This is a genomic window from Paractinoplanes ferrugineus (assembly GCF_016862195.1).
Lineage (GTDB): Bacteria > Actinomycetota > Actinomycetes > Mycobacteriales > Micromonosporaceae > Actinoplanes > Actinoplanes ferrugineus.
The window spans coordinates 104,495-126,594 of record NZ_BOMM01000016.1; the positions used below are offsets into that span (position 1 = coordinate 104,495).

The window sequence follows — 22,100 nt, forward strand, 5'->3', positions numbered from 1 at the left end:
TCGCATGTGTACGGCGTATGATGCCTGCTCGTGCAGATCGAAGACCTCCGCAGCCTGCTGGTCCTGGGTGAGCACCGACACGTGACCGAGGCCGCCGCCGTCCTGCACACCAGCCAGCCGACCCTGTCCCGGCTGCTCGCCCGCCTCGAGGCGGAACTGGGCGCCCGCCTGTTCGAGCGGGACGCCACGGGGGTGCACCCCAACCCGCTCGGCGAGCTGACGCTCGAGGCCGCCCGCGAGATCGTCGACCGGCACGACCGGCTACGCCGCGACCTGGCGAGCGTGCTCGATCCCGAGGCGGGCACGGTGCGGCTCGCGTTCCTCGACTCGATGTCCACCTCGCTGGTGCCGCGCATGCTGCACGACGTGCGCCGGCAGGCCCCACGGCTGCGGGTCGAGCTGCGCCAGGAACCGAGCCACGTGATCCTCGAGGACCTCACCACCGGGGCCGCCGAGCTGGCCCTGACCTCCCCGCGACCCGACGGCTCGTACGGCTGGCTGGAGATGCAGCGGCAGCGCCTCGCGCTCATCGTCCCGGCCGGCCATCGGCTGGCCGGCCGCACGTCGGCGCGCCTCGCCGACGTGGCCGGCGAGGACTTCGTGACGGTGCCCCCGGGCTTCGGGTTCCGCGCCCAGGTCGAGGAGCTGTTCGCGGCGGCCGGGGCGGCGCTGCGGGTGGCGTTCGAGATCGGTGACCTCGGCACGGTCGAGGGTCTGGTCGGTGCGGGCCTCGGGGTGGCGCTGGTGCCGGAGCAGTTCGCCGGCGCCACCGGTACGGTCGGGATCCCGCTGCGGGCACCCGGTGCCGAGCGGATCGTCGGCCTGACCTGGCGCACCGACCGCCGCCTGGCCCCGCCGGCCGAACGCTTCCGGCAGTGGGTCGAGGCGGCCGGCCCCTACGACTGACCCGCCGCGACCCGCCCGGCCGGCTGGTCCGGCCGACGTACCAGCCAGCCGACGTATGAGAAGGAAGGCCGATCCGGTGCCCAAGCGCGTGGACCATGAGGAGCGCCGCCGGCAGCTCGCGGAGGCGGTCTGGCGCATCGCCGCCACCCGGGGGCTGCCGGCCGCCACGATGCGCGAGGTCGCGGCCGAGGCCGGCGTGTCGATGCGCCTGGTGCAGTACTACTTCACCACCAAGGAACGCCTGATCGTCTACGCGTTCGAGGAGGTGGCGGCGGCGGCCGGGCGGCGCATGCGGGCCCGCTTCGCGGCCCTGGGCCGCACCCCGACACCGGTCGAGGTGGTGCGCACCGTCCTGCTCGAGGTGATGCCGTACGACGAGGAGAGTCACCTGCTGTCGCGGGTGCACGCCGCCTACTACGCGGCGGCGCTGACCGACCCGGCCCTCGCCTCGGCGGCGGCGCGGAACCCGCAGGACTCCCTGGAGAACGTCATCGCCCGGCAGTTACGCGCGGGACAACAGGCCGGCCGGGTCTCCCCCGGCATCGACCCCGACCTGGAGGCCCGCACCCTCGCCGCGCTGGGCGCCGGGCTGGCCTCGACCATCCACGTCGGGGTGCGCACCCCCGAGGAGGCGGCGGCCGTCGTCGACTACCAGATCCGCCGTCTCTTCGGCGAGTAGCACCGCCGGGTCACACCCGGAACGTGGCGACCAGACCGCTCAGCTCGGCCGACATGCGGGCCAGGTCGGCGGTCGCCTCCTGGGTCTCGATGACGCCGTGGCTGGTCGTCCGGGCCGCGTCGGCGACACCGGTGATGTTCTGCGCGATCTCGTTGGTGCCGCCGGCCGCCTCGGCCACGCTGCGGTTCATCTCGGCCGTCGTGGCGGTCTGCTCCTCGACCGCCGAGGCGATGGTCGTCTGGAAGTCGCTGATCCGCTCGATCACCAGCGAGATCTCCTCGATGGCGGCGACCGCCCCGCTGGTGTCCGCCTGGATCGCCTCGACCCGGCGGGAGATGTCCTCGGTCGCCTTGGCGGTCTCCTGGGCCAGATCCTTGACCTCGCTGGCCACCACGGCGAAGCCCTTGCCGGCCTCCCCGGCGCGGGCCGCCTCGATGGTGGCGTTCAGGGCCAGCAGGTTCGTCTGCTCGGCGATCGCGGTGATGGTCTTGATGACGTTGCCGATCTCGGCCGACGAGTCACCGAGCTTGCTCATCGTGGCCGACGTGGCGGCGGTGACACTGACCGCCTCGAACGCCACCCGGGCGGCCTCGGCGGCGTTCTGCGAGATCTCCCGGATCGACGCACCCATCTGCTCGCTGCCCGCCGACACCGTGTCGACGCTGCGCGAGACCTCCTCGGCCGCCGCCGACACCGCCAGCGCCTGCGCCGACGTCTGCTCGGCCGAGGCGGCGATCTGCCCGGCGGTGCTGGTCATCCGCTCGGACGCGCCGGCCAGCGAGGCGGCCGACCCCTCGATGGTGGTGATGGTCCGCCGGAGCCGGGCCATCGCGGTGTCCAGCGAGTGCGCCATCCGGCCGGGTTCGTCGCGGGTGTCCAGGCCGGTGGTCCGGGTCAGGTCGCCGTCGGCGAGACCGTCGCACACGTACGTCACCTTGGTCAGCGACGCCACGATCTTGCGGGTGACCAGCAGGGCGATCGCCATGGCCAGCACCAGCCCGACGGACAGGGTGACGATCTCCAGGGTACGGCTGTTCTTGTAGCGTGACTTCGCGGCGGCGGCGTTGCTGGCCGCGTCCGTGGTCTCCGCCTCGTCCAGCTTGGTGAACGCCGCGTAGAGCTCGGTGAGGACCGGCAGCGTCTCGTTCTTGCGGATCGTGGCCCAGCCACGCAGGTCGTTGCGCTGACCGGCGGGGAGCAGCCGGGTGTTGACCAGATTCGTGTAAGTGTCCCAGAGTCCCTGCACCCGGTCGATGAGCGCGGTCTCGGCGGCCGGCGTGCTCCCCCGGTACAACTTCATCACCGCGGCGAAGTTGGCCATGTCGGTCGCCACGTCGCTGGTGAACTGCCGGGTCGTCTCCGGGGTCAGCGACAGCGCCTGGTTGGCGGCGTCCGAGCGGGTCTGCGTCGCCCAGTACCGGATCTGACCGACCGACTTGATGCTCGAGACGTTGCTCTTGTAGATCAGCTGAGCCGACTCGCTGGTCCTGCTCAGCGCGACCAGCCCGGCGATCCCCACGATCAGCGCGACCAGCGCCGCCGTGGCGACGGCGAGCAGCACCTTGACGTTGACGCTCAGATCGGCGAACGAGACCCGGCGCGGCCGGGCCGCGATGCTCGTCCCGCCGATGACCACCGTGCTCATGACGGTCCCCTACCGCGCATGTCCTCACTATGCGATCAGTCGCCGGGCCCGGGGTGGCGATCGGGGATTTCCGCCGGGTTCCGACGCGGGTTCGGTAACGGAGTGAAAGGGGAGAACACGTGAGCACGTCACGGACTGTCGACCTCGCCGGCCACCGCGCGGAGAACGTGGCGGCGCGTCACCGCCGATGGTGTGGCAGGTCGCCGTGCTCCTCCAGCAGGGCTTCGAAATGCTCGGCCGGCATCGGCCGGCCCAGCAGCTCACCCTGGGCGAACCGGCAGCCGGCCGCCTGGACGGTGTCCAGGTCGGCCGGTGTCTGCAGGCCGAGCGCGATGACCTCCATGCCGAAGCGCCGGCCGAGCGTCACCGCCACGTCCATCACCCCGGACATCTCACCGTCGATCTTCAGCAAGTCGATCGGGAGGACGCGCAGCCGGCTCAGCGAGGTCGGGCCGGTGCCGAAGTCGTCGATCGCGGTGCGGACCCCCTGCACCCGCAGCCGGCCCAGTTGCGCGGCCACCTCCTCGACCGCGGGCCGGTGCGCGGCTTCCCCGCGTACGTCGAGAAGGTGTTGCTCGGAGATCTCCACGACCAGGGCCGAGTGGGGCAGGCCGTGATTGTCGAGGGCGGTGTGCAGGCTCGCCTGGAAGGCCGGGTCGACCAGCTCGCGGGGGCGTACGTTGACCGCCAGCCAGAGCGAGTCGTGCAGCTGCCGCCACTCGGCCAGCACCCGGCAGGAGCGGTGCAGCAGCCAGTGCCCGAGGTCGCCGAGCAGGCCCAGCTCCTCGGCCAGCGGCAGCAGTTCGGCGGCCGGCACCGCCCCGAGCGTGCCGTGCCGCCAGGACGGCAGCACCTCGGTGCCGACGACGTGGCCGGTGGTGAGGTCGACGATCGGCTGGTAGCTCAGGTTGATTTCGCCGCGGTCCAGCGCGCCCGGCAGGTCCTGCTCCAGTGTGGAACGGCGCAGCAGCCGGGACTCCATCTCGGCGTCGTACCACTCGACCGAGCCCGGTGGGCCGGAGCGCACCGACCGCAACGCCAGCGAGGCCCGGCGGATGACCTCGGCGATGCCGTGCTCGCCGGTGACGTCGGCAAGGCCGGCGCGGGCCGACAGGTGCGCCACCGTGCCCGCCGCCGGGTAGGGCGCCGACAGCGCGTTGACCAGCTGACCGGAGAGCAACTGGGCGCGCACGGCACCGGAGTGGGTGAGGATGGCGAGGCGGTGCTCGCCGACCCGGGCGGTCACGTCGGCGTCGGCGACCCCGGTCCGCAACCGGCGGGCGGCCTCCACCAGCACCACCTCGGCGAGGTCGCGGCCGTGCACGTCACCGATGGCGGTCAGGCCGCTGAGCTCGACGACGATCATCGCGCCGGCGTCCGGGATCAGCTCCGCCGCGCGCAGCAGGCCCTCGTGGTTGACCAGGCCGGTCTGCCGGTCGAGATGGGTGTCCTGACGGAGCGCCTGCTCGAGATCGCGCAGGTTGGTGACGTCGCGGATGTGCACGACGAGGGTGTGGCCGGGTTCGGCGGGATCGGTGCCGCCGGCGGTCCATTCGGTCTCCCGCCAGTCGCCGAAGCCGTCGCGGATCTTGACGGATTTCCCGTCGTGCCCGTTGCGCAACATCTGCTCGGCCAGGAAGGCGTGGACCTCGTCGACCTGCTCCGGGTGGATCAAGGCGGACACCGGGCGGCCCAGGACATCCTGATCGGAGAGTGCGAAGTGGCGGGCGGCCGCCGCCGACTGCCACCGCACAGCCAGGTTGGCGTCGAGGACCATGGCCACGTCGGCCGACCCGAACATCAGGCTACGCAGGCGGTTGCCCTGGTCGGTGAGGTGCCCGGCGTGCCGGCGCAGGGCCATCGCGGACACCCACTCGCGGGCCGCGACGGCGGCCACCGCCACCGTGCCCAGCATGATCGATGCCTCGTCCACGCCCCGGCCGTTCATCAGGTGATAGACGGTGACCAGCGCCGAGCCCAGGATCAGGACCGCCAGCAGCGGGAAACTGCCGGACGGCTCGCTGCCCGGCGACGGCACCGTCCCGACGTCCGGCGAGATCCGCACCGAGCCGTGCCACAGGGCCACGGCCGCCACGTTTATCGCGACGGCCGCGGCCACGGCGGCGATCGCCGCGTTCGGCTCGCCGTGGAAGTCGGCCGCCACGACCAGGGCGGTCAGCCCCGCCAGCGAGAGCGACGCGGCCGGTCCGCACCACTGCAGCGCGGCGCGGTCCCGGATCGCGTGCACGCCGGCGACGGCCGCCGTGGCGACCGCGGCCGACCCAAAGATCAGCGCGGTGATCGACGCGCCGAGCCGGGGGCCGGCACTGAACAGCGGCAGCCATGACGCGAACATCAGGCAGGCGGTCACGCCCAGCACGTCGAGCCCGAACCGCAGGCGGGCCAGGGTGTCGCGGCGTTGCGCCGGGCGCAGGATCGCCGGCAGCACCAGCGCCGCCACGAAGAACAGGCTGACCAGCGGGATCTCGGCGGCCAGCGGGACGCCGCCGGCCACCCGGGTGTGCGGCGCGAACAGCGCCGCGAAGCCGCTGCCGGCACCGGCGAGCGCGGTCAGCCCGACGCCACCGGCCAGCGCGAGGGCGCGCAGCCTCGGCCCGGCCGAGCGGCCCGAGACGGCGGCGCGCGCCATGATCGCCGCGGTCACCCCGGCCCCGGCGATCATGAAGCCGGCCACGGCGGCCGGCGGGAGCAGCACCAGCCCGGCCGCGCACAACAGAACCGGCGCGGCGATCAGCACCGCGCGGGAAAGGGGTCCGGCTGCCATCGATGTCGTCCCGGAAATGCGAGGGGAAAGGGGGGCACTTTCATGTCCGACGTGTGGGTAAACGACGGACCGCGGCCTCGGTTACGGCCGTCGCGCGATCTGTCGAATCCTTCCACCGGCGCACGCTCGCCCGCATCGACGAAACGGTCGTTGCCCGGGCCGCTTGGTCTGCGGTAAACGGGGGTAATCAGAGGAACATGATTCCGAACCTGATTCGACGCTTCGTCATCATGGCCGTGGCCGTTCCGGTGGCGATCGCCGGTGCTCGCAAGCTCAGTGACGTGGTGGAGTCGCGGCGCGGCCCCAACCGGGCGTCCCGTCTGCTCCGCCAGGGTGCCGACACGCTGCAGGGCTTCCGCAAGCCGAAGCGCCGCCGCTTCTCCTTCCGCTGAGCCGTCGCCGGGTCATCCCCGGGTGGCCGCGCGCACATGCGCGTCGATCAGGGCCGCGCACCGCTCGCCCGCCGTGGTGAGCACGTTGTGCGCGGCCTGCGGCACGGTGACCGACACGCCGCCGGTCGTCGCCGCCACGGCCGCCCGCCACCGGACCGGCGCGACCGGGTCCAGCGCCCCGCCGAGAACCAGCGGTGCCACCGGCCGGCGGCGCAGGTCACGCTCCACCTCCTTGCGTACGGAATGACCGACCGTCGCCCACACCCGCCAAGGTTTCGCGTCGGCCACGTCCCGGGCCAGCACGGTCGCCTGCCACGCCGGCTCGAACGGCAGGTCGGCCAGCCGGCGGCGGACCAGTCGCGCCCGGCCGCGGGCCCGCGGATCACAGGTCGGCCCGGCGAGCACGAGCGCCCCCGTGAGCTCCGGGCGCAGCACCGCCAGCCGGGCCACCACCCGCGCCCCGAACGAGTGCCCGACCAGGCAGACCCGCCGCAGCCCGCGGGCGTCCAGCCAGTCGGACAGGTACTGGGCGTGCTGGTGCACGCCGTACGCGATCGGTGGTTTTCGGCTGTGCCCGAAACCCGGCAGGTCCGGCACGAGGACCGGGAAGCGCGCGGCCGGCGGCCGGGCGGTCGGCAGCAGATAGCGGTGCGAGACGGCCAGGCCGTGCACCATCACCACGTTCATCCGGGAATGCCGATCGGCCGGTCGGCACCCTGCACGGCAAGCATCAGGCAGGCGTGCACCGGCTCCCCGGCGACCACCACGGTGCAGGCCCCGCAGCTGCCGTCGGCGCAGGCGGGGCCGAGGCCGAGCACGTCGGCCAGGGTGTGCGGCGGGTCGGCGTCGACGCGGCGGTGCTCGCCGTCGACGACCAGGGTGATCCACATCCGTCAGCACCCTTCCCGGGCCTGGGTGAGCGCCCGGCGGGTCAGCCGCCACGTGGCCCGTTCCCGCCGCCGCCGGTCGGCCGGGGCGATCCTGCCGAAGTCGGCGTCGATGCAGGCGGCCGCCTCGGCCGCGGCGTTGACCGCGGCGTCCGAGAAGGACGTGCCGAGCAGCGACCGTTCGGCCGCGCGGGCGCACACCGGGCGCGGCCCGGCGTTCACCAGCCCGATGGTGGCGGCGGTGATCAGGCCGTCGGTCATCGTCACGGCCACGATCGCGGCGGCCTCCGGGTAGATCCCCGGACCGGACCGGTCCTCGGCGTAGCCCACCCCGGTGCCCGGCGGCAGGGTCGGCAGCCGGGCCTCGGTCAGCAGTTCCTCCGGTCGGCGCACGGTCGCGAACGGTCCGGTGTAGAACCGGTCGGCCGGCACGGTCCGGCACCCGTCCGGACCGCTCAGCTCGAACCGGGCGCGCAGCGCCACGGCCAGCGCCGGCCACTCCGCCGCCGGATGGGCGTAGGCGAGGCTGCCGAGCATGGTGCCCCGCGCCCGGATCGGCGGATGCCCGATGTTGCGGACGACCAGGCGCATCAGCTCGCCGAGCGGGCCGCCCACCGTCACCGATTCGAACGTGCGGTGCCGCACCAGCGGCGCCACCCGCAGCACCCCGTCCCGCTCGGTCAGCAGATCGAACTCCGCCACCTGGTTGATGTCGACGACCCGCCGCACCTCGGCGTCGCCCTTGGACAGATCGAGGACGAGACTCTGTCCACCGGCGAGCACGCTGGTGTTGCCGTCGGCGAGAGCGGCCAGCGCGTCGTCGCGGCAGGTCGCACGGAGATATTCCAAGGCTGCCCCGTTCCTCAGGGTGCCCCTCGGGCACATAGTGCCGACGGGTGATTCCCGCATTTCGGCACCCGTAACGGATCGCCGGAATTTCACCCGGAAGTGGCCGGTCCGCGCCGATCCGCCTGTTGATCGGAGCTGGGCGGCAGACTGCGGCTGGGGCGCGAAGGTCGGCGACGCGAACGCCTACCGGAGCACCGACGCCGCCGGCACGCCGCACTTCCCGGGTTTCGGCGGGGACGCCCGCGAGTGGCTGCCGCGCCACCGCCCCATCCGCAGCGGCCCGGCGCGGGTGCTCGCCACCTGGTAGGCAGGCACTGACAGAACCCCCCACCCGGCCGTGCGGCGGGCAAGACTTGGCGGTGACAAACCGACGAAAGGACCTCACGATGGCCAGGACCTGGTTCATCACCGGCACCTCCCGCGGCTTCGGCCGCGAGTGGGCCGAGGCGGCACTCGAGCGCGGCGACCGGGTCGCCGCCACCGCCCGGGACGCGGCGACGCTCGACGACCTGGTCGCCGAGTACGGCGACAACGTGCTGGCGCTCACCCTCGACGTCACCGACCGGGACGCCGTCGACGCGTCGCTGCGGCAGGCGTTCGAGAAGTTCGGACGGCTCGACGTGGTCGTCAACAACGCCGGTTACGGGCAGTTCGGCATGATCGAGGAGATCAGCGAGGCGCAGGCCCGCGCGCAGCTCGAGACGAACGTGTTCGGGGCGCTGTGGGTCACCCAGGCGGCGCTGCCCTATCTGCGGGAGAGCGGCGGCGGCCACATCATCCAGGTGTCCTCGATCGGCGGCATCTCGGCGTTCCCCAACATCGGCATCTACAACGCCTCCAAGTGGGCGCTCGAGGGCTTCAGCCAGGCGCTCGCGCAGGAGGTGGCACTGTTCGGCATCAAGGTCACGCTGGTCGAGCCGGGTGGTTTCAGCACCGACTGGGGCGGCTCGTCGGCGCAGCACGCGACGCCGTTGCCGGTATATGACAAAGTGCGTGAGGTGGCCGCCGAGGGCCGCCGCAAGCGGGTCGCCGACCCGGGTGACCCGACCGCGACGCGCACCGCGATCCTGAAGATCGTCGACGCCGAGAACCCGCCGCTGCGCGTGTTCTTCGGCGAGGCCCCGCTCGGCATCGCCACCGCCGACTACGAGTCGCGGCTGGCCGAGTGGCGCGAATGGCAGCACGTCGCCGTCGAGGCCCAGCGCGGCTGAGGCCGCGCAACCGGAGCAGCGCCCTAAACTTGATTCATTCCAGAATAGTGGTCTAGGGTTCTGCTCGTGACACCCGACGGCGAGGCACAGCTCAGGGCGGCCTCGTTGCGCGTGACAAGGCCCCGCCTGGCGGTTCTCACCGCCCTGCGGGGCCATCCGCACGTCGACACCGACACGGTGATCTCGCTCGTCCGGGCGGATCATCCCACGGTCTCGCACCAGGCGGTGTATGACGTACTGCGTGCGCTTACGAACGCCGGGCTGGTCCGGCGCATCGAGCCCGCCGGTGCGACCGCCCGCTACGAGACGCGGACGTCGGACAACCATCACCATGTCGTCTGCCGCTCGTGCGGCGCGATCGCCGACGTCGACTGCGCCGTCGGCCATGCCCCCTGCCTCACCGCCTCCCACGGGCACGGCTTCGTGATCGACGAGGCGGAAGTCGTCTACTGGGGCACCTGCCCCGACTGTTCGGAAGGAAGCTGATGAGCGACACCCAGGACCCGAAAGCCGACGGCTGCCCGGTCGCGCACGACTCCGTGACCGCCCACGGCAGTGAGAGCGAGAACCCGGCGATCGACGCGCCGACCCCCAAGACCGGTGGCAAGCCGCACACCAACCGGGACTGGTGGCCCAACCAGCTCGACCTGTCGGTGCTGCACGCCCACTCGTCCAAGGGCAACCCGCTGGGCCCCGACTTCAGCTACGCGAACGAGTTCGCCAAGCTCGACGTCGAGGCGCTCAAGCAGGACATCACCACCGTGCTGACCACCTCGCAGGACTGGTGGCCGGCCGACTTCGGCCACTACGGCGGCCTGATGATCCGGATGAGCTGGCACGCCGCCGGCACCTACCGCATCGAGGACGGCCGGGGCGGCGCCGGCGACGGCGGTCAGCGGTTCGCCCCGCTCAACAGCTGGCCCGACAACGCCAACCTGGACAAGGCCCGCCGCCTGCTCTGGCCGGTCAAGGCCAAGTACGGCCAGAAGATCTCGTGGGCCGACCTGCTGGTGCTGGCCGGCAACGTGGCCCTGGAGTCGATGGGCTTCAAGACGTTCGGCTTCGGCTTCGGCCGGCAGGACGTCTGGGAGCCGGAGGAGATCTTCTGGGGTCCCGAGGACACCTGGCTGGCCGAGGGCCGCTACGTCTCGGAGAAGGAGGTGCTGCCGGGCGTCGGCGCGACCGAGATGGGCCTGATCTACGTCAACCCGGAGGGTCCGGGCGGCAACCCCGACCCGCTGGCGTCGGCCCACTTCATCCGCGAGACGTTCCGCCGGATGGCGATGAACGACGAGGAGACCGTCGCGCTGATCGCGGGCGGCCACACCTTCGGCAAGACCCACGGTGCCGGTGTCGCCGACAACCACGTCGGCCCGGAGCCCGAGGGCGCGCCGCTCGAGGCGCAGGGTCTCGGCTGGCTGAGCACGCACGGTTCGGGCAAGGCCGGCGACACGATCACCTCCGGCCTGGAGGTCACCTGGACCGACAAGCCGACGCAGTGGAGCAACCGCTTCTTCGAGATCCTGTTCGGCTACGAGTGGGAGCTGACCACCAGCCCGGGCGGCGCGAAGCAGTGGGTCGCCAAGACCACCGACGAGATCATCCCGGACGCGTTCGACGCGTCGGTCAAGCACCGCCCGACGATGCTCACGACCGACCTGGCGCTGCGCGTCGACCCGGCGTACGAGCAGATCTCGCGCCGCTTCCTGGCGAACCCCGACGAGTTCGCCCTGGCGTTCGCGAAGGCCTGGTACAAGCTGCTGCACCGCGACATGGGCCCGGTCGACCGCTTCCTCGGCCCGTGGGTGCCGGCGGCGCAGCTGTGGCAGGACCCGGTGCCGGCCCACCAGGGTGCGCTGGTCAGCGAGGCCGACATCGCCGAGCTCAAGACCAAGGTGCTCGACTCCGGCCTGAGCACCGCGCAGCTGGTCTCGACCGCGTGGTCGTCGGCGGCGACGTTCCGTTCCACCGACAAGCGCGGCGGCGCCAACGGTGCCCGCCTGCGCCTGGAGCCGCAGCGCGGCTGGGAGGTCAACGCCCCGGCCGCCGAGGTGATCGCCAAGCTGGAGGAGGTCCGGCAGGAGTTCAACGCGGCCGGCGGCGCCCAGGTCTCGATCGCCGACCTGATCGTGCTCGCCGGTTCGGCGGCCGTCGAGAAGGCCGCCGCGGAGGCCGGCGTCAAGGTGACGGTGCCGTTCCACCCCGGCCGCACCGACGCCACCCAGGAGCAGACCGACGTCGAGTCGTTCTCGGTGCTGGAGCCGCGCGCCGACGGTTTCCGCAACTACCTGCGGCCGGGTGAGAAGACCCAGCCGGAGATCCTGCTGATCGACCGCGCGTACAACCTGAACCTGACCGCGCCGGAGATGACCGTGCTGGTCGGCGGTCTGCGCGCGCTCGGCAACAACTTCGGTGGCAGCGCCCACGGCGTGCTCACCGACCGGCCGGGTGTGCTGACCAACGACTTCTTCGCCAACCTGCTGTCGCCGGGCACCCGGTGGACGGCGTCGAAGTCGGCGGAGCACGTCTACGAGATCCGCGACCTCGGCACCGACGAGGTGAAGTGGACCGCCACCGCGGTCGACCTCATCTTCGGTTCGAACTCGCAGCTGCGGGCGCTGGCCGAGGTCTACGCGAGCGCCGACGCCCGGGAGAAGTTCGTGGCCGACTTCGTCGCCGCGTGGACGAAGGTCATGGACGCCGACCGCTTCGACCTCGTCTAGCAGACACCCGCGACATCCCGCGGAGCGGCCAGTCCCGGCCGCTCCGCGGGATGTTCGGCGTAATGGCTGAGCGCCCGGAAGGCCGGGGCGGCGGCGGCACCCAGCCAGTAGGCCGAGACGACCATGTCCGGCAACCCGGTGAGCATCGTGCTCAGGCCGCCGAGCGGGCGCCGCACCCGGGCGCCGCCGGCCGGTGCGACCCGCACGGTGATGTTCGCGAAGCGGCCTGGCCGCGCCGGGTTGGCCCGCACCGCCGTGACCGCCGTCCAGGGCACGAAGTGTTCGTGCAGGATCGAGCGCTGGTGGATGCCCGCCGAGGTCAGCACGATCCGGCCGGGTGCGAGGAGCAACGCGGTGCCGGCGATCGCGGCGAAGACCGCGGCGAGCCCGCCGAAGAGGGCGGTGATGAGCCAGGCCGCGCCACCGGTGCGGGCGATGTCGACGGCGAAAACCGCCAGGAAGGCCGCGCCGAGCAGCGAGGCCGACACGGCCCAGTAGTACCGCCCCGGGGCGTAGCGGAAGGAATCGCCGCCGCCGGCCGGGGCCGGTTGCCCGGCCGAGCTGATCACCAGGCCGCCCACGTGGACCAGGAGCACCAGGCCGAGCAGGGACGTCGCACGGCGCAGCGGGTCGGGATCGTCGAGGCCGAGCAGCGCCGTCCACACCCCGACGGACAGCGGCACGACGGCCGCGATGTGGCCGGGGAAGGGCTTCATGGCGGGATCGTACGAGATCCGGTCGCGTTTTTGTGTTTTCCGCGGGCCCGCGTTCCGTCTCCCTGTCGTGGTCATCGAAGCCGGCCGGCACCGCCGTCCCGCCTCCCCGGTCCGGCGGGGCGGGCTGGTCGTGTTGTGCTGGCTCGCGGTGGTCACCGCCGCGCCCCGCCGGCATTCCTCCGAGCTGGTGCACGGCCTCGCCCTGTTCGGCCACCTGGTGTCGGTGGTCCTCGGTTTCGGCGCGGTGCTGCTCGTCGACTGGTTCGGGCTGTTGTGGCTGGCCGGCCGGCGCACGCTGGACGACGTCCGGCGGACCGCCGAGGGCGCGCACGTCCCGATCTGGCTGGGTTTCGCCGGCCTGCTCGGCACCGGGCTGTTCCTCGGCCCGCCGTCGCCGACGAAGGCGTTCGCGGTGCTGCTCGTCGGGGTCAACGGCGTCTACACCGCCCGGCTGATGCCCGCGATGGCACGCGGCTCCCGGCTGCTCACCCGGTCGCTGGTGGCGACCGGGATCTCGCAGCTGGGCTGGTGGACGGCGGTCGTGCTGGGCTTCCTCACCAGCCGGTCGTGAGGCTCACCGGCCGGTCGTGGAGCTCAGGCGTCTCCCCAGACCGCGAGCTCGCCGCCGGCCAGGCAGACGAGCAGCAGGCCGGCCGGGCCGACGAGGGCCCACGACTCGAAGTCGGGGTCGGGGGCGACGAGCAGCTGGCTGCCGCTACCGAAGGTGACTTCCAGCTCGCCGGTCTCGCGGGCCCGGGCGGTGCGCACCGTCTCGCCGAGCAGGGTGGCGAGAACGTCCGAACTGGTCACTCCGGGTTCGACGGCGAACGGGCCGTTCGGGCCGACCAGCAGCGCCGGGGCCTCGATCACCACCTGGTTGCGGTTGGACAGGCTCAGCACGATGGCGTGGTCGAGACGTACGTATTCCAGCCGGTGACCGATCAGCACGTCGAGTCGCCGCGCCTGCCGGGGACGTAAATCAGCCATGACTGTCACCATGTGTAACCTTCGATCGCTCGTGATGCGCTGTTCGCTGGACCGTATCGAGGTGTTCCATAACGGGGCCTTAAATAAGCGGTCCCCGTCAAGATCGATACATTCGACTACGTTGAGGGGATTGTCGGACTTCCGGGGGGAGTTCCCTTGCTACTTCGCCGCCTCTTGGCCGCTGCCGTCACCGCGACGATCGGCGCCGTCACCACGACCGCCGGCGCCGGCCTGCTGGCCCCCAGCCCGGCCGGCGCGAGCCCGCCCGTCCCGCCGGTCGCCTGGGCCGACTGCCGGGACGGCTTCGAGTGCACGACCGTCCCGGCGCCACTCGACTACGACCGTCCACACGGCACCCAGATCGCCCTCGCGCTGCTGCGGCTGCCCGCCACCGACCCGGCGCACCGGATCGGGTCGCTGCTGATCAACCCGGGCGGACCGGGCGGTTCCGGAGTGGACTTCGTCCGGGCGTACGCCACCTATCTGCCGGCCGACGTGCGGGCGCGCTTCGACATCGTCGGGTTCGATCCGCGCGGCATCCACGCCAGCACCCCGCTGCTCTGTTTCGACTCCTATGCCGACGCGGTGGCGTCGCTGCCGCCGATGCCGTTTCCGCAGACCACCGGCGAAGAGTGGCAGCAGCGCGCCGCCGACGACAAGCTCGCCGCCGCCTGCGCCCGGCACGGCGGGGCCATCCGCGACCACATGTCCAGCGCCGACGCGGCCCGGGACATGGACCTGCTGCGCCGGGTTCTCGGCGACAAGAAGCTGAGCTACCTGGGCTATTCCTACGGGTCACTGCTCGGCCAGAACTACGCCAACATGTTCCCCGGCAACTTCCGCGCGCTCGTCATCGACGGCGTCGTCGACCCGACCCGGTGGGTGGGCAGCGGGTCGGGCGACGTCCCGCTCGGCACCCGCATCGGCAGTGCCGACGGCGCGCGGGCCACGCTCGGCGAGTTCTTCCGGCTGTGCGACGCGGCCGGCCCGAACTGCGCGTTCTCCGGCGGGGCGGCCGACCGTTACGCGGCGCTGGCGGCGAAGCTGCGCGAACACCCGGTGCCGGTGATCGATCCCACCACCGGGGAGGCGAGCACGCTGACCTACAACGCTCTGATCGCCGGCACCCTAGGCTCGCTCTACACGGCCGTGAGCTGGCCCGACCTGGCCGCCGTGCTCGCCTCCGTGCAGGACCAGACCTCCCCGGCCGAGCTCGGCCGCCGGCTGGCCCGGCTGCGCTCGCAGCTCGGGGTGCCCGACTACCCGAACGACGTCGAGGGCTCCCCCGGGGTGGCCTGCTCGGACACGGTCAACCCGCGGTCGTTCGGGGTCTGGCAGCGGGCCGCCGACCGGGCCGAGCAGCAGTACGGCTATTTCGGCCGGGTCTGGAACTGGACGTGGAGCGCGTGCCGGGCATGGCCGGCGAGCGCGGGTCAGGACCGCTACCTCGGCCCGTGGACGACGCGTACGGCCGCCCCGGTCCTGGTCGTCGGCAACTACTTCGACCCGGCCACCCGCTACCAGGGCGCGGTGGCGGCAGCGCACCTGCTGCCGAACTCGCGTCTGCTGTCGTACGCCGGGTGGGGGCACGCGGCGTACTTCATCGCGTTCAACCCCTGCGTCAACGACCGGGTCGGCGAATACCTGATCACCGGCCGGCCGCCCGCGCCGGGCACGGTCTGCCAGCCGGTCGGCTCGCCGTTCGACGCACCGGCCCCGGCTGCCTCGGCCGCCCCGGCCGGCACCGCCGGTGTCTTCCTGCCCACCGCGGTGCGCGAGGCCCTGCGCGCCGACTGACGTATTCGCCCGTCGGGTGCCGGCCGGCCGTGAGAACGTCGAAGGATGATCGCGGTTCCGGCCGGCACCACTCTCACGCTCCGCTGCCAGGGCGAGCCCGATCTGCCGCTGATGTCGCTGGCGCAGGTACGGGCCGACTTCGTCACCGAGCTGCCGCCGATCATGGTGCTCAGCCTCGACGAGCCCGGCACCCGGCGCTACGGCATCCTCGAGCTGGTCACCAGCGCCGGCGTCACCTGGGTGGAGGCCGAGCTGCGCGACGGCCGGGTCACCGTGACCGGCGGTCTGGCCACCGACGTGGTGCAGCGGCGGGGCGCGCCGCGGCGGCCGGGGACCTATCCGGCGACCGGGACCGCCCAGGTGGACTCGGCCGCGGGGCGCAAGCTGGTGGCGGTGTCGGGGCACGTCGAGGACGTCTCCACCGGGGGCCTGCTGCTGCGCGCCTCGGGGCCGGACAGCCCGCATCTCCCCCGCGACATCGAGCGCGCCCTGCTGCACGTCGCCATGCCGTGGGGGGTGATGACCGCCGCCCTCAAGCCGGTCGAGCAGATCGCCGACCAGCTGCGCGGCACCTACGAGTGGCTCGACCCGGCGGATTCGGCGGCGCTGCGCGAGTTCTGCCCCTAAGGGCAGTATTTATTGACAGTCGCCGATCTAGCAGCTTTGTTAACTTTATGAACATCGTTGCCTTGGTCACGGCCGCGACCCTGCTCAGCCCCTCGCCGCCGGCGGCGCTCGCCGCCCCGATCTGCAACCGCTACTGCGACGGCCGCGAAGCCGCCCTCGCGTCCGCCGACCGGGTCCCGGTCAGCACGAGCATCTACGGCCGCGTCATCAAGACGCATGTCGACGACACCGACGCGATGGCCTGGGCGAGCCTGGAGAACGGCTCGGCCGGTGACGAGGTGTGGCTGGACCGCTCATTCGACGGCGGCCAGAGCTGGGCCGACGGCGCCAAGCTCGGCGACACCAGCGCCGCGACCCGCACCGGCCAGTTCAACGTCGACGACTGGGGCGGCAACGGCGTCGGGGCGCTGCGGGCCTGCGGCAAGGCCGGTGACCGGGCCGAGATCGCCTGCACCGCCTGGACCCGCAGCACCTGGAACGCGTGGGACCGGCGGACCGCCGCGGCGACCGCGCTGATGATGCGCTTCGACCGCAGCACCGGCCTCTTCGACCACGACGGCTGGTGGACCGGGGCCAACGCGCTCACCGCGATCATCGACAACGCCCGGCGCAGCGGCATGAACAGCTACCGGTACGCGGTGGCGAGCACCTACGACAAGCAGGTCACGGCGCGGCTCGGGCAGTTCCGCAACGAATACCTCGACGACACCGGCTGGTGGGGCCTCGCCTGGGTGGCGGCGTACGACCTGACCGGCGACAGCCGCTATCTGACCACCGCCCGCGCCGACGCCGAGTGGATGCACAGCTACTGGGACACGCGATGCGGCGGCGGGGTCTACTGGAGCACCGCCCGCACCGTCAAGAACGCCATCCCCAACAGCCTCTACATCCAGCTCAACGCCGCGCTCAGCAGCCGGATCAGCGGTGACACGGTCTACCGGCAGCGGGCGCAGGCGGGCTGGACGTGGTTCCGGGGCACCGGCATGCTCAACGGCTCCGACCTCGTCAACGACGGCGTCGACCTCGGCACCTGCAAGAACAACGGAGACGTGACCTGGACGTACAACCAGGGAGTGCTGATCAACGCGCTCGTCCAGCTCAACCGGCTGACCGGGGACTCCGGCCTGCTCAGTACGGCACGCCGGATCGGCGACGCGATGACGACGAGCGCCTACCTCTCCCCCGGCGGCATCCTGCGCGAGCCCAACGAACCGGACACCTGCACGGGCGACGGGGTGTCGTTCAAGGGCGCGGCGATCCGCGGGCTGGGCGTGCTCAACCGCGTCACCGGCGGCGCTTACGACGACTACCTGCGGCGCAACGCCGACAGCGCCGTCGGCAAGGACCGCAACAGCATCGACGCGTACGGCTCGCACTGGGCCGGCCCCTACCTCAGCACCGGCCATGGATGCCAGCACAGTGCCGTCGACCTGCTCAACGCCGCCCCGTAACGTTCGGGCGTGACTTTCTCCGGCTGGCCGGTCGAAGCGCTGGAGTTCTACGAGGGGCTCGGCGCCGACAACTCGAAGACCTACTGGACCGCGCACCTGCCGTTCTACGAGGAGCAGGTACGCGCGCCGATGGCGGAACTGCTGGCGGAACTGGAACCGGAGTTCGGGCCGGGGAAGATCTTCCGCCCGTACCGTGATGTGCGGTTCAGCAAGGACAAGACCCCCTACAAGGACCACCTCGGGGGTTGGCTGCATTTCGGGGGCTACCTCCAGCTCTCGGCGGACGGCCTCGCCGCCGGTTCCGGGATGTACCACATGGAACCCGACCAGCTCGACCGCTACCGGCGGGCGGTGGCCGACCCGCGCACCGGCGCCGAGCTGGCGGCGATCGTCGACAAGGTCGGCGGGGTGCGCGGTCACGACAGCCTCAAGACGGCGCCGCGCGGCTTCGCCAAGGACCACCCGCGCGTCGAACTGCTGCGACACAAAGGTCTGACCACCTGGAAACAGTGGCCGCCGGCGGCCTGGCTCGGCACCGCCGCCGCCAAGAAACGGATCGTCGACTTCTTCCGCGCCGGGCAGCCGCTGCGGCAGTGGCTGGACGAGCACGTCCGGGTCCCGTGACCGGCGATGAGACGCCGCTCCCACCCCCCGGCACTTGAGTGAGGCGCCGCGCTGCCGATGAGGCACGCGATGGAGCTGTCGGTAGTCGCCACGTGGGTCGCGGTCGCGATCATCCACGTCGGCCTGGTCTGGGTGGCCCGATCCACCGCCCGCATGCCGGGCCGGCGGTTCTTCTGGCGTGCGGTGGCCGCGGCCGGCGTGCTCTACCTGCTCGGGGACCTCGCCCAGATCGTCCTGGCGGTCCGGGACCCGCTCGCCCCGGCCGCCGCGACCGGCGGCCCGGTCCAGCTGATCGCCCTGTCCGGCGGCAGCGCCGTGATGATGGTCGCGCTGCTCGCCGTCCCGCTGGGGTTCGAGTCGCGCCGTGAGCGCGTCCGGTTCTGGCTGGACGTCGCCACCGTCATGGTGGCCGCGGTCGTGGTCGGCTGGCACCTGGTCGCCCCGGGGCTGCCCGGCGCCCTGGTCAAGGTCGTCGCCGGCCCGGTGATCCTGCTGCTGTGCGTGTTCGTGGTGGCGAAACTGGTCATCTCCGGCACCGCCCCGTTCACCCGCACCTGCGGCCTCATCGGGGCGGGCGCGGCCGCGATCAAGTCGGGCGCCGACTGGCTGATCCGCGACGGCATCGGCGGCCACTCGCTCCACCTCTACCTGGCCTGCACGATCGCGTCGCACGCCCTGCTGGTGCTCGCCCTGCGGGTCAACCAGATCCAGCTCAGCGGCCCGGCGGCGACGTCACGGCAGCGGCCCCGGAAGCCTTACAGCCTGCTTCCGTACGGGGCGATCGCCGTCACCTACCTGCTGCTCACCGTGGCCGTGGCGCAGAACGCCACGATGACGGTGCCGATCGCGCTGGCCGGTGCCGCGCTCAGCACGGCGCTGGTGGTGCTGCGCCAGTTCATCGCGTTCCGGGAGAACGCCCGGCTGCTCGCCCAGCGCGACGCGCTCGCCGACCGCCTGCACCACCAGGCCTACCACGACGGGCTGACCGGGCTGCCCAACCGGTCGCTGTTCGCCGAACGGCTGGAGGCGGCCGTCGCCGGTGGCGGCCCGGCCGCGGCCATGCTCGTCGACCTCGACGACTTCAAGGAGGTCAACGACCGGTGGGGACACGCGGCCGGCGACGCCCTGCTGCGCGAGGTGGCCGCCCGGCTGGCGGCCTGCGTACGCGGGACCGACACGGTGGCCCGGCTCGGCGGGGACGAGTTCGCCGTGCTCCTGCCCGATCTGCACGACACCGACCCGGCCGAGATCGCCACCCGGATGGTGGCCGCCGTCGAGGTCCCGGTGATGCTGGCCGGCTTCGGCGAGGCCCGGGTCGGCGTCAGCATCGGCGTGGCGGTCGCCGGGGCCCGCACCCGGGACGGCGACTCGCTGCTGCGCGAGGCCGATCACGCGATGTACGCGGTGAAACGCGACGGGAAAGGCTCGTACGCGCTGGCTTGACGCACACCCGGCGGCGGGCCGCGACCCGGTCCGTACACTCGTCGGCATGATCTTGTTGCTCTTGCGGCACGGTCAGAGCGAGAGCAACGCGGCCGACATCTTCACCGGCTGGTCCGACCCGCCGCTGAGCGCGCTCGGCCGCGCCCAGGCCCACGACGCCGGGGTGGCACTGCGTTCCCTCGGCACCGCCCCCACCTCGGTGCACACGTCGCTGCTCGACCGGTCGATCACCACCGCGCAGATCGTGCTCGGCCCGCTGGGCCGCGAGTGGCTGCCGGTGCACCGGTCGTGGCGCCTCAACGAACGCCACTACGGCGCCCTGACCGGCCGTGACAAACGCTCCGTCGCGGCCTCGGCCGGCCCCGACGTCTACCGCGCCTGGCACCGCTCCTACGCCACCGCGCCGCCCCCCATGAGCGAGGAACAGGCCGCCGAGATGTACGCCGACGAGCGGTACGCCCGGTCGGGACGGCCCCGCACGGAGAGCCTCGCCGACGTCTGGGCCCGGACCCGCCCGTACTGGACCGATGTTCTTCTGCCCCGGCTGCACGCCGGTGAGACGCCGCTGGTGGTGGGGCACGGCAACAGCTTGCGCGCCTTCGTGATGTTCCTCGAGGGGCTCGGCCCCGACGAGGTCGAGAAGCTCGACATCCCGACGGCGGTGCCGATGCGCTACCGCATCGGCGCGCGCGGCACCGCGATCCCCGATCCGGCCGGCCGTTACCTCGACCCGGCCGCGGCGAGCGAAAGAATCCGGATCGGTCTGACACCATGACGGACTGTGTCGAGTCTTGAGTTGACCGTCGCCGTCGGGATCGTCGTCCTCGGCTGCGCGAGCCTGGCCCGGCGACTCGGCATCGCGGCCCCGGTCCTGCTGCTGATCGCCGGGATCCTGCTGGGTTTCGTGCCCGCCCTGCGCACCGTGCACCTGCCGCCCGAGGCGGTGCTGCTGCTCTTCCTGCCGGTCCTGCTCTACTGGGAGAGCTTCACCTCGTCGGTCCGCGAGATCCGCAGCAACCTGCGGGTGATCGCGCTGATGAGCACGATCCTGGTGGCGCTGACCGCCGCCGGGGTGGCCGGCGCCGCGCACGCCCTCGGCCTGCCGTCGGGCCCGGCGTGGGTGCTGGGCGCGGCCGTGGCACCGACCGACGCCACCGCGGTGGCCGTGCTCGGCGCCATCCTGCCCCGCCGCATCGCCACCACCCTGAAAGCGGAGAGCCTCGTCAACGACGGCACCGCCCTGGTCATCTACACCCTCGCGGTCGGCGTCACGATCGGCGCCGAGCACCTGAGCGCGGCCCACCTCGGCGGCATGTTCGCGCTCTCCTACGCCGGCGGTGTCGCGATCGGCGCGGCCGTGACGTTCGTGAGCGTACGGGTGCGAAGCCGCCTCACCGACGCGTTCCAGCACAACCTGCTGGCGCTGCTCACCCCGCTGGCCGCCTACCTGATCGCCGAGGCCGTCGAGGTCTCCGGCGTCCTCGCGGTCGTCGTCAGCGGCCTGTGGGTGAGCCGGGTGTCACCGCGGCTGTTCCCCGCCTACGCCCGCCAGTACGTCCGCACCGTCATGGGCTTCCTCACCAGCCTCGCCAACGCCGCCCTGTTCGTGCTGGTCGGCGTCGAGGCCCAGTCCGCCGTCCGCGGCCTGAGCAGCGCCGGCCTGGCCCGCGGCCTGCTCCTGGTGCTGGCCGTGAGCGCGGTGATCGTGGCGGTCCGCTTCGGCTGGCTGTTCACGTCCCCGTACGCGATCCGCGTCCTCGACCGGCGCCCGCAACAACGCGCCCGCCGGCTGCCCGCCCGGCCCCGGGTCGTGATGTCCGCAGCCGGCTTCCGCGGCGCGGTGTCGCTGGCCGCCGCCCTCGCCGTGCCGCACACGCTGACCTCCGGCGCCGCCTTCCCGAACCGGGACCTGATCATCTTCGTCACCGCCGGCGTCATCGCCGTGACGTTGCTGGTGCAGGCCCCACTGCTGCCACGCATCGTCGGCTGGGCACACCTGCCCGAGGACAACCGCCCCACCGAGGAACGCCACCGGGCCCAGATCACCGCCGTCGAGGAAGCCCTGGCCGCTCTGCCCGGCCTGGCCACCGCGCACGACGCCGACCCGGAACTCACCGACCGGCTGCGGGCCGAGTACGAACGGCGGCTGCGGGTGCTGCGCTCCGACGACCCCGACACGAGCAACTGGGGCGCCGCCGACTGGGACGAGAACTACGCCCGGCTGCGGCGCGCCCTGATCGAGAACAAACACGCCACCGTGGTCCGCATGCGAGACGAGGGCGAGATCGACGACGAGGTCCTGCTGGACCTGCAGGAGGGCCTGGACGCCGAAGCCGTCCACCTCACCCGCCACACCTGACCGTTCCCGGGCCGGTGGC

21 protein-coding genes are annotated in these 22,100 nt (G+C 72.5%); 14 read left to right on the forward strand and 7 right to left on the reverse strand.

Going from position 1 to position 22,100, the window contains the following annotated elements; translation table 11 throughout:
* Window positions 1-30 precede the first annotated feature (30 nt).
* Window positions 31-906, forward strand: a complete 876-nt coding sequence (locus Afe05nite_RS11270) for a LysR family transcriptional regulator (protein WP_203816964.1) — start codon at window positions 31-33, stop codon at window positions 904-906.
* A gap of 76 nt (window positions 907-982) precedes the next feature.
* A complete protein-coding gene (locus Afe05nite_RS11275) occupies window positions 983-1,585 on the forward strand; it encodes a TetR/AcrR family transcriptional regulator (RefSeq protein ID WP_203816965.1) in 603 nt (200 codons plus the stop codon).
* Window positions 1,586-1,595: 10 nt separating this feature from the next.
* Here Afe05nite_RS11275 and Afe05nite_RS11280 read toward each other — a convergent pair whose 3' ends face one another.
* A complete protein-coding gene (locus Afe05nite_RS11280) occupies window positions 1,596-3,230 on the reverse strand; it encodes a methyl-accepting chemotaxis protein (RefSeq protein WP_203816966.1) in 1,635 nt (544 codons plus the stop codon).
* A 178-nt stretch (window positions 3,231-3,408) separates the two neighbouring features.
* Window positions 3,409-6,015 (reverse strand): putative bifunctional diguanylate cyclase/phosphodiesterase, encoded by a 2,607-nt coding sequence (locus Afe05nite_RS11285; protein ID WP_203816967.1) that lies wholly within the window; start codon window positions 6,013-6,015, stop codon window positions 3,409-3,411.
* Between the two features lie 197 nt (window positions 6,016-6,212).
* On the opposite strand from Afe05nite_RS11285, the gene Afe05nite_RS11290 reads away from it, so the two are divergent.
* A complete protein-coding gene (locus tag Afe05nite_RS11290) occupies window positions 6,213-6,407 on the forward strand; it encodes a hypothetical protein (RefSeq protein ID WP_203816968.1) in 195 nt (64 codons plus the stop codon).
* Window positions 6,408-6,419: 12 nt separating this feature from the next.
* Here Afe05nite_RS11290 and Afe05nite_RS11295 read toward each other — a convergent pair whose 3' ends face one another.
* From Afe05nite_RS11295 to Afe05nite_RS11305, 3 genes are read right to left on the reverse strand one after another with little or no spacing between them, the layout of a single operon-like run.
* Window positions 6,420-7,094, reverse strand: a complete 675-nt coding sequence (locus tag Afe05nite_RS11295; protein WP_203816969.1) for an alpha/beta fold hydrolase — start codon at window positions 7,092-7,094, stop codon at window positions 6,420-6,422.
* The gene (locus Afe05nite_RS11300) at window positions 7,091-7,297 is read right to left on the reverse strand and encodes a 2Fe-2S iron-sulfur cluster-binding protein (RefSeq protein WP_203816970.1); all 207 of its coding nucleotides are present in this window, start codon (window positions 7,295-7,297) and stop codon (window positions 7,091-7,093) included. Before Afe05nite_RS11300 ends, Afe05nite_RS11295 begins: the two co-directional genes overlap by 4 nt.
* A 3-nt stretch (window positions 7,298-7,300) precedes the next feature.
* A complete protein-coding gene (locus Afe05nite_RS11305; protein WP_239117730.1) occupies window positions 7,301-8,143 on the reverse strand; it encodes an FAD binding domain-containing protein in 843 nt (280 codons plus the stop codon).
* A gap of 386 nt (window positions 8,144-8,529) precedes the next feature.
* On the opposite strand from Afe05nite_RS11305, the gene Afe05nite_RS11310 reads away from it, so the two are divergent.
* From Afe05nite_RS11310 to katG, 3 genes are all read left to right on the forward strand, one after another.
* Complete coding sequence (locus tag Afe05nite_RS11310; protein WP_203816971.1) at window positions 8,530-9,354, forward strand: SDR family oxidoreductase; 825 nt, start codon at window positions 8,530-8,532, stop codon at window positions 9,352-9,354.
* Window positions 9,355-9,420: 66 nt separating this feature from the next.
* On the forward strand, window positions 9,421-9,840 hold the full coding sequence (locus Afe05nite_RS11315; RefSeq protein ID WP_203816972.1) for a Fur family transcriptional regulator: 420 nt from the start codon (window positions 9,421-9,423) through the stop codon (window positions 9,838-9,840).
* Window positions 9,840-12,077 (forward strand): catalase/peroxidase HPI, encoded by a 2,238-nt coding sequence (katG, locus tag Afe05nite_RS11320; RefSeq protein WP_203816973.1) that lies wholly within the window; start codon window positions 9,840-9,842, stop codon window positions 12,075-12,077. Before Afe05nite_RS11315 ends, katG begins: the two co-directional genes overlap by 1 nt.
* On the opposite strand, the gene Afe05nite_RS11325 is transcribed toward katG, so the two are convergent.
* The gene (locus Afe05nite_RS11325; protein ID WP_203816974.1) at window positions 12,074-12,793 is read right to left on the reverse strand and encodes a hypothetical protein; all 720 of its coding nucleotides are present in this window, start codon (window positions 12,791-12,793) and stop codon (window positions 12,074-12,076) included. The genes katG and Afe05nite_RS11325 overlap by 4 nt on opposite strands.
* Before the next feature lie 67 nt (window positions 12,794-12,860).
* Here Afe05nite_RS11325 and Afe05nite_RS11330 point away from each other — a divergent pair, with 67 nt between their 5' ends.
* Window positions 12,861-13,364, forward strand: coding sequence for a hypothetical protein (locus Afe05nite_RS11330; protein WP_203816975.1), 504 nt, complete (start codon window positions 12,861-12,863; stop codon window positions 13,362-13,364).
* A 23-nt stretch (window positions 13,365-13,387) separates the two neighbouring features.
* Here Afe05nite_RS11330 and Afe05nite_RS11335 read toward each other — a convergent pair whose 3' ends face one another.
* The gene (locus tag Afe05nite_RS11335; protein ID WP_203816976.1) at window positions 13,388-13,780 is read right to left on the reverse strand and encodes a DUF6188 family protein; all 393 of its coding nucleotides are present in this window, start codon (window positions 13,778-13,780) and stop codon (window positions 13,388-13,390) included.
* Window positions 13,781-13,936: 156 nt separating this feature from the next.
* Between Afe05nite_RS11335 and Afe05nite_RS11340 the strand changes: the two genes are divergently transcribed.
* The 7 genes from Afe05nite_RS11340 to Afe05nite_RS11370 all read left to right on the forward strand — a co-directional run bounded on the left by Afe05nite_RS11340 (window position 13,937) and on the right by Afe05nite_RS11370 (window position 22,081).
* Window positions 13,937-15,577, forward strand: a complete 1,641-nt coding sequence (locus tag Afe05nite_RS11340) for an alpha/beta hydrolase (RefSeq protein WP_203816977.1) — start codon at window positions 13,937-13,939, stop codon at window positions 15,575-15,577.
* A 45-nt stretch (window positions 15,578-15,622) separates the two neighbouring features.
* Window positions 15,623-16,204, forward strand: coding sequence for a hypothetical protein (locus Afe05nite_RS11345; protein WP_203816978.1), 582 nt, complete (start codon window positions 15,623-15,625; stop codon window positions 16,202-16,204).
* 47 nt (window positions 16,205-16,251) lie between these two features.
* On the forward strand, window positions 16,252-17,655 hold the full coding sequence (locus Afe05nite_RS11350; protein ID WP_203816979.1) for a glycoside hydrolase family 76 protein: 1,404 nt from the start codon (window positions 16,252-16,254) through the stop codon (window positions 17,653-17,655).
* Window positions 17,656-17,664: 9 nt separating this feature from the next.
* Window positions 17,665-18,279 (forward strand): DUF2461 domain-containing protein, encoded by a 615-nt coding sequence (locus Afe05nite_RS11355; RefSeq protein WP_203816980.1) that lies wholly within the window; start codon window positions 17,665-17,667, stop codon window positions 18,277-18,279.
* Between the two features lie 69 nt (window positions 18,280-18,348).
* Window positions 18,349-19,722 carry a GGDEF domain-containing protein gene (locus Afe05nite_RS11360; protein ID WP_203816981.1) on the forward strand — a complete coding sequence of 458 codons (1,374 nt, stop codon included), beginning with the start codon at window positions 18,349-18,351 and terminating at the stop codon, window positions 19,720-19,722.
* A gap of 46 nt (window positions 19,723-19,768) precedes the next feature.
* On the forward strand, window positions 19,769-20,497 hold the full coding sequence (locus tag Afe05nite_RS11365) for a 2,3-bisphosphoglycerate-dependent phosphoglycerate mutase (RefSeq protein ID WP_203816982.1): 729 nt from the start codon (window positions 19,769-19,771) through the stop codon (window positions 20,495-20,497).
* 6 nt (window positions 20,498-20,503) lie between these two features.
* A complete protein-coding gene (locus Afe05nite_RS11370) occupies window positions 20,504-22,081 on the forward strand; it encodes a Na+/H+ antiporter (RefSeq protein WP_203816983.1) in 1,578 nt (525 codons plus the stop codon).
* Window positions 22,082-22,100: the final 19 nt, after the last annotated feature.